Raw genomic sequence first — 5910 nt, forward strand, 5'->3', positions numbered from 1 at the left:
CTCACGCAGGCCGCGGTGACAGGTGGTAGCGGCGCAGGGCGTCGAGGACGGGTCGCTCATGCCGTGCTCCAGCGGGTTGTGTCGGTGCATTTGTGTCTCACCGGTCGAAGTGGATGAGATCTCCTACGGTCCATACGCTGACGTCCTTGATCGCGACTCGGTACATGCCGCACGTCTCCGGGATCCCGAGGCTGCCCTGCAGGATCCGGGCGAGATGAAAGTGCAGATGCGTGGGCGCCTCGCCGCGAACCGGGCCGGTTCCCTCGCGGACCGCGGGCGAAGACGTCCGAGAACGGGCCGAGACGGTCCGAGTCCTTCAGGGCCTCCGCCACCCGCTCCCTCCACACGGCCTCGGGAGCCAGCCGGCCGGTGATGACGGCACCGCCGACGACCACGGTCAGCGACATCTGATTGCTTCGCTCGGACTCCGCCGCGGCGGAGATGGCGACGAGCAGCTCATCAGGGTTCGACATGACAGCAGAGCTTGTTCGGCCCACCCGTATCAGGAACCGCCCGCGGGACTGAAGCGGCTGCGTGCTCGGCAGGAGACGGCTTCAGCCAACCCGGGAGGTCCGATCGCGGCAGGCTTCTTCCTCCACCAGAAGGGTGAAATCTACTTTTGCATGAGTAGATTTTCGTTCCTGATGTGGGTACGCTTCTTCTCGTAGACATGGTCGAACGAGACCCGCCAGACACGAACTGGCGAGTGGCTGAACACGAAGTACGCAGGTCAGTGCGGCTCTCGAGCCTCGAAGCCAAAGCGTTCCCAGAACGGTGACGGAGCTGAGAGCCGCACTGGGCGGCTCGTACGTAGAGGAGCTGCCGGCAGCAGTACCGGTTCATTCAGTGGTTGGTACGAGAGGAACGGAGGAGCAGACGCCATCAGGATCGCCCGGCCCGAGAAGCGCTCGGTCCGGGTACCGCAAGACCCCGGATTGGATGGTGGTCCCCGGTCACGCAGCTGCGATCCCCCGCTCCGCCCTGCCGGGCCGGGTAGCGGAAACAGAAGGTCGGCACAGCAGTAGGGCCGACGGATGGTGTTGAATTTCCTTCGGGGCCCTGGTGCCGTACGGCACCAGGGCCCCTCGACGCGTTGCACAGCGAGGTGACATGACATCGGACAACCCCCTGAATGATCGTCTGGACGACGACGACTACCCCGCGTACACCATGGGCCGGGCAGCCGAGATGCTCGGCACCACCGCGGCCTTCCTCCGAGCCATCGGTGAGGCTCGCCTGATCACTCCGCTCCGCTCGGAGGGGGGACATCGCCGGTACTCCCGCTACCAACTGCGGATCGCGGCCCGCGCCCGCGAGCTCGTCGACAAGGGGACTCCGATCGAGGCTGCGTGCCGCATCGTCATCCTCGAGGACCAGCTCGAGGAAGCGCAGCGCATCAACGCCGAGCACCGCCGTGCCGCCAGCGAGTCGACGGGCAGTTCCGGCTCCGGCTGATCACGCGGGCGCGGCCGTATCCGGAACGCCGGAGTACCGAGCGAGCGCTACAGTCGTTCGCGTGGCAGGAGGGCGCAATCCGCCGGAAGGGCTGTGCACTTGCCAGGGCTCCCCGGGCTGTCGGCGGAGACCGCGGCGGCCAAGCGCAGAGCCCGTTCCCGCAAGCGCTTCGGCTGCGTCCTTGGGCGGCGTACCCACAGCGTGCCCACAAGAGCGGACAACCAGGGACACCAGCGGTCCCAACGAGCCTGCGCAACGGCGCAGGCGCACCCCATCGTCGCAGGTCAGCAGCCATGCGACCGTCCTTCCTGCTGCTGGCCGAGGGGCTGATGGTGCAGTCCAACGGGCTGGGCTCCCTGCTGTCCGCGGTGGAAGGGCTCGGCGGGTTCGAGGCCCAGTACGCGCAGATCGAGAAGGTCTCCGCCCACCACGGCGACAACTGGGAGGTGCTGCTGCACGGGCATCTGAAGGCCGACCGGCCGGTGATGTTCGACCTGACCGACGTCATCGAGCTGAAGGCCACCAGCGAGGACGTCAGCGTCCTGCACGCGCTCGCGCACGCCAAGGCCCACCGCACCCGGGCCCGCGACTACATCCCCGACCGCGACACGGACGGAGCCGAGATCGACATCTCGTTCGCTACCCAGGACTGGCGGAAGGTCATCCGCGACCGCCGTCGGCCCGGGTACTTCGGCCCGAAGCTCTCTTCCTAGCGTTCCGGCCAGTTCGCCGGGCCGCCGACCCGGAACCGGTGATCCGCCCATCGCGGTTCGGCCACACAGAAGGCGTGCACTTGGGGCTGCTCGTCACCATCACGACGGACGAACTGTTCGTCGTAGATGAGGAAGTGACCCCTATCGTCGCCCGGACACACAAGCCGTCCCGGTGGCACGGGGGACGCCACCGGGACGGCTCCGCCCTGCGTCAAGGCTCAGGGCCCCCGCAGGCCCACCGACTTCAGCATGTTCAGCAGCACGTTGGCCGTCTACGCGGCTTGGGTGAGTTCGGCGCGGCCGAACAACACCGCGTAGCCGGAGGGGAGCTGGTGCAGGATGCGGGTGAGGAGGTCGGGGCCGGCCAGGGCCGCGACGGCGCAGAGGACGGATCCGGTGTCCCAGCGGGTGGTGCCCAGGGTGTCGCCGGTGCGGGCAGCGAGGTCCTTGACGAAGGCCCAGCCGGTCAGGGGCTGGGTGTCGGGGATCTGTGCGGTGAGGATCGTTGCGGCTTCGAAGGGGAGGCGGGCGGCGAGTTCGACGCGTTCGTCGCCCGTCAGCTGGCGTCCGAGTCCCGCGAGGACCAGGCGGACGGCATCCTCGGCTCTTTCCCGGGTGGGGTAGGCGCCTTCGTAGCGGACCTTCTCCAGCAGCTGCTCGTACGTCATCACGGGTGTGTGCTGGAGTGGTGCACGCCGGTCGGTCATCACTGTGGTCGTTGCCCTTTCTGTCGCCGAAGGTCGTGGTGCCTGAGCGGGGGCACCGGGGGGTGGGTGGTCAGGCGGGCTGGGGGTGGCCGAAGAGGAGGTCGTAGCCGACGGGGAGCTGGAGCAGGATCTGGCCCAGCAGGTCGTCGCCGGCCGCGTCGGCGACCGTGCTGAGGACGGCGCTGACGTCCCAGGCGGCGGTCTGCTCGGTGGCCCCTTCGATCCAGGCGGCGGTCGCGCGCAGGAACCGCTCCGGTGGCAGGGGCTCTCTGCTTTGCAGCGGGTTGAGGAGGATCAGGGCGAAGTCTTCCGGCAGGCGCGCCGCCAGCTCGGCGCGTACCTCGCCGACCAGGTGTGCGCCGAGCAGGGCGAGCACCACGCGGGCCGCGCGTTCTGCTTCTGGCAGGCTGTCGTACTCGCCGCGTTCCCTCACACGTTCCAGGAACGCTTCCTGTCGCAGGGTCACGTCCATCGCCACCCTTCTTCGAGTCCGTCCCGTCGGGTGCGGAGGACGGGGGGAGGGGAGATCAGGTGCCCGTCCTCCGCCGCCGTTCGGCCCGCATCGTCCGGCTCAGCCGGAGATCTCCTTGCGGTCGGATCCCGAGCCGATGGAGATCTTGCGGGGCTTGGCGCGCTCGGCGATCGGGATCCGCAGGGTGAGCACCCCGGCGTCGTAGTCGGCCTTGATCTGCTCGGTGTCCAGCGTGTCCGCGAGCACGATCTGGCGGGAGAAGACGCCCAGCGGCCGCTCGGAGAGTTCCATCTGCACGTCGTCGCCCTTGGCCACGGGCCGGCGCTCGGCCTTGACGGTCAGCATGTTGCGTTCGACGTCGATGTCGATCGCGTCCGCACTGACACCGGGGAGGTCGAAGGCCACCACGTACTCGTGACCCTCGCGGTAGGCGTCCATCGCCATCGCGGACGGCCGCGACCAGGTGCCCGGGCCCATCAGCTGCTGGGCCAGCCGGTCGAGCTCACGGAAGGGGTCGGTGCGCATCAACATCGAAAACACCTCCAGAAGGTTCGGGCAGTTGCTGCCAATGCGCCTCACTGAAACCGTTGTAACATGTCATCCAATGGATGACAAACAAGAGCGTCGTCGGAAAGACGACAGCCCGAGGGAGGTGCCCGTGACAGCAGCCGACCAGCCGGCCCCTTCCAGCGCCGGCGCTCAGAGCCCGGCATCGTTTCTCGCCGCCGCGGCGGCCCTGCACGCCATAGACGACGCCCTGCGCGCCGCCCGGCACGAAGCCCCCAACTCCCCCGATGTCCCCGACGCCGGCCCTGAGCAGGCCCTGGCCTCCCTGCTGCTGCTGCGACAGGTGCGCGAGCAGCTCGCCGGATGGGAGACCGGCCTGATCGAAACCGCCCGCCACGCAGGCGCCAGCTGGGCCGACCTCGCCCACCCCCTCGGCGTCGCCAGCCGCCAGGCCGCCGAACGCCGCTACCTGCGGGGTCGGCCCGGACCCGCCGGAACCACCGGCGAACAACGCGTCCAGGCCACCCGCGAACACCGCGCCGCCGAACGCAGCGCCGCCACCTGGGCCCGCCGCAACGCCGCCGACCTGCGCCGCATCGCCGGCCAGATCACCGCCCTCACCGACCTTCCGGCCGCCGCGCGTTCCCCGCTCAGGCAGCTGAACGCGGCCCTCGCCGACGACGACCCCGCCGCCCTCATCCGCCCACTGACCACCACCCGCCCCTTCCTGACCACCACCCACCCCGGCCTCGCCGCCCGACTCGAGGCCCTTACGGACTGCGCCAGAGCCGCAGATGCCGCCCCCGACTGACCGATGCAGAGCTCCATGTGCGACGTCGGAACTCACGCGGCGGGCTCCGGCCGACCGGCCGGAGCCCGCCGCTCTTCAAGAGATCAACTTCAGTCAGCCACGGTTGCCCCTTGGCGGCACTGTCACCGTGGCAGGCGGGCATGGATGGTTTTGCCCCGCCCGGGGCCAGCGGTGATGGTCGCCTCGCTGGTGAGGCGGCGGACCATGGGCCATCCGAACCCGCCGGCGCCACCGCCCAGGTCGGGGGCGCGTTCCCGCGGGGGTGACGGGTTGAGGTCGGTAACGGCGACGTGCACCGCGTCGGCGGTGGCGCCGAGTTGGAGGGTATAGCGGCCGCCGCCGTGACGCAGCGCGTTGGTGGCGAGTTCGGATACCACCAGTGACAGGCACTGAGGAGGGAAGGGCTTCGATCATCATGGACCACCAGAGCCGGCGGTGGACCTTTCTGACCAACCACGCGCGGGTGCTGATGGTGATCGCCCGGAATCCCACTGCCCGGTTGCACGAGCTCGCTGCCACCTGTCAGCTCGCCCAGCGCACGGCCCAGCGCATCGTGGCAGATCTCGCAGAGGCCGGCTATCTGCAAAAGGGCCGGGTCGGCCGACGCAACCAGTACACCGTCAACCACGATGGGCCGTTCCGGCATCCAGCGGAGGCCGAACTGTCCATCCGCGCCCTCCTAGACCTCACCACCGGCCCAAAGCGCGATGACACGGACGACGCCCCCGGCCCGCCCCGCCACCGACTGGACCCCACCATCGGCCTCTCCAACGAGCGCCCCTGACTCCCGCACGGCAAGGACCCCGGCTATGACCACGCTGGGGTCCTTCTCTGTCCAAGACGGTTCCGCCAGTCCCGGGCCGGAGCCCTGCCAGCGCGCCGGTTGCCCATCGGCCGCCTGACCAGGCCCAGTGAGGCACACGCCTGCCGTGTCGACGTCCGCGCCGTCCCGCGCGCCTGGCACGATGGCTCTCGTGCAGCCGCTGCCGGCTCCCTGCCCCGCCGACCTCATTCCCGACGCGACGGGCATGGCGGTCTTCAAGGCGGCGTACCGGCAGGCCAAGGAGCAGGACGCCGTCTTCGTCGCCATCGAGTCTCTGGGCGAGCACTGGACGGTGAAGCCCGACATGATCACCGCCCCGCAGTACGTCGTCGCCGACTCGGTGTACGACGCCGTCCGCGCCGCGGTCATCCAGCTGATCCGCGCCGGCGAGATCCGCTCGGACTCCTCCGCGGGGCCGGTCT

The 5910-nt window shown here is 69.6% G+C and carries 8 protein-coding genes and 2 pseudogenes; 5 read left to right on the forward strand and 5 right to left on the reverse strand.

The window, feature by feature from the left end; translation table 11 throughout:
* Positions 1–97: 97 nt before the first annotated feature.
* Positions 98–473 (reverse strand): annotated as a pseudogene (locus tag ABZ818_RS42360) (hypothetical protein).
* Positions 474–1110: 637 nt separating this feature from the next.
* On the opposite strand from ABZ818_RS42360, the gene ABZ818_RS42365 reads away from it, so the two are divergent.
* Together ABZ818_RS42365 and ABZ818_RS42370 are read left to right on the forward strand one after the other, a co-directional pair.
* On the forward strand, positions 1111–1455 hold the full coding sequence (locus ABZ818_RS42365) for a MerR family transcriptional regulator (RefSeq protein WP_361427557.1): 345 nt from the start codon (positions 1111–1113) through the stop codon (positions 1453–1455).
* A 293-nt stretch (positions 1456–1748) separates the two neighbouring features.
* The gene (locus ABZ818_RS42370) at positions 1749–2168 is read left to right on the forward strand and encodes a hypothetical protein (protein WP_361427560.1); all 420 of its coding nucleotides are present in this window, start codon (positions 1749–1751) and stop codon (positions 2166–2168) included.
* Between the two features lie 272 nt (positions 2169–2440).
* On the opposite strand, the gene ABZ818_RS42375 is transcribed toward ABZ818_RS42370, so the two are convergent.
* The 3 genes from ABZ818_RS42375 to ABZ818_RS42385 all read right to left on the reverse strand — a co-directional run bounded on the left by ABZ818_RS42375 (position 2441) and on the right by ABZ818_RS42385 (position 3878).
* Positions 2441–2878, reverse strand: coding sequence for a DUF2267 domain-containing protein (locus tag ABZ818_RS42375; RefSeq protein ID WP_361427563.1), 438 nt, complete (start codon positions 2876–2878; stop codon positions 2441–2443).
* A 67-nt stretch (positions 2879–2945) separates the two neighbouring features.
* On the reverse strand, positions 2946–3341 hold the full coding sequence (locus tag ABZ818_RS42380) for a DUF2267 domain-containing protein (RefSeq protein ID WP_361427576.1): 396 nt from the start codon (positions 3339–3341) through the stop codon (positions 2946–2948).
* A 105-nt stretch (positions 3342–3446) separates the two neighbouring features.
* Positions 3447–3878 (reverse strand): Hsp20/alpha crystallin family protein, encoded by a 432-nt coding sequence (locus tag ABZ818_RS42385; protein ID WP_263213524.1) that lies wholly within the window; start codon positions 3876–3878, stop codon positions 3447–3449.
* 127 nt (positions 3879–4005) lie between these two features.
* On the opposite strand from ABZ818_RS42385, the gene ABZ818_RS42390 reads away from it, so the two are divergent.
* The gene (locus tag ABZ818_RS42390; RefSeq protein WP_361427567.1) at positions 4006–4665 is read left to right on the forward strand and encodes a type III effector protein; all 660 of its coding nucleotides are present in this window, start codon (positions 4006–4008) and stop codon (positions 4663–4665) included.
* Positions 4666–4787: 122 nt separating this feature from the next.
* Here ABZ818_RS42390 and ABZ818_RS42395 read toward each other — a convergent pair whose 3' ends face one another.
* Positions 4788–5042, reverse strand: coding sequence for an ATP-binding protein (locus ABZ818_RS42395; RefSeq protein WP_361427570.1), 255 nt, complete (start codon positions 5040–5042; stop codon positions 4788–4790).
* 38 nt (positions 5043–5080) lie between these two features.
* On the opposite strand from ABZ818_RS42395, the gene ABZ818_RS42400 reads away from it, so the two are divergent.
* On the forward strand, positions 5081–5449 hold the full coding sequence (locus ABZ818_RS42400; RefSeq protein WP_361427573.1) for a helix-turn-helix domain-containing protein: 369 nt from the start codon (positions 5081–5083) through the stop codon (positions 5447–5449).
* Positions 5450–5639: 190 nt separating this feature from the next.
* Positions 5640–5910, forward strand: a pseudogene (locus ABZ818_RS42405) (hypothetical protein); the annotation flags it as partial.

The organism is Streptomyces sp. NPDC047453, from assembly GCF_040643155.1.
Taxonomy (GTDB): domain Bacteria; phylum Actinomycetota; class Actinomycetes; order Streptomycetales; family Streptomycetaceae; genus Streptomyces.

Coding starts and splice junctions, on each gene's coding strand:
- ABZ818_RS42370 (WP_361427560.1), top strand. CDS start 1,749: ATGCGACCGTCCTTCCTGCTGCTGGCCGAGGGGCTGATGGTGCAGTCC.
- ABZ818_RS42365 (WP_361427557.1), top strand. CDS start 1,111: ATGACATCGGACAACCCCCTGAATGATCGTCTGGACGACGACGACTAC.
- ABZ818_RS42400 (WP_361427573.1), top strand. CDS start 5,081: ATGGACCACCAGAGCCGGCGGTGGACCTTTCTGACCAACCACGCGCGG.
- ABZ818_RS42385 (WP_263213524.1), bottom strand. CDS start 3,878: ATGTTGATGCGCACCGACCCCTTCCGTGAGCTCGACCGGCTGGCCCAG.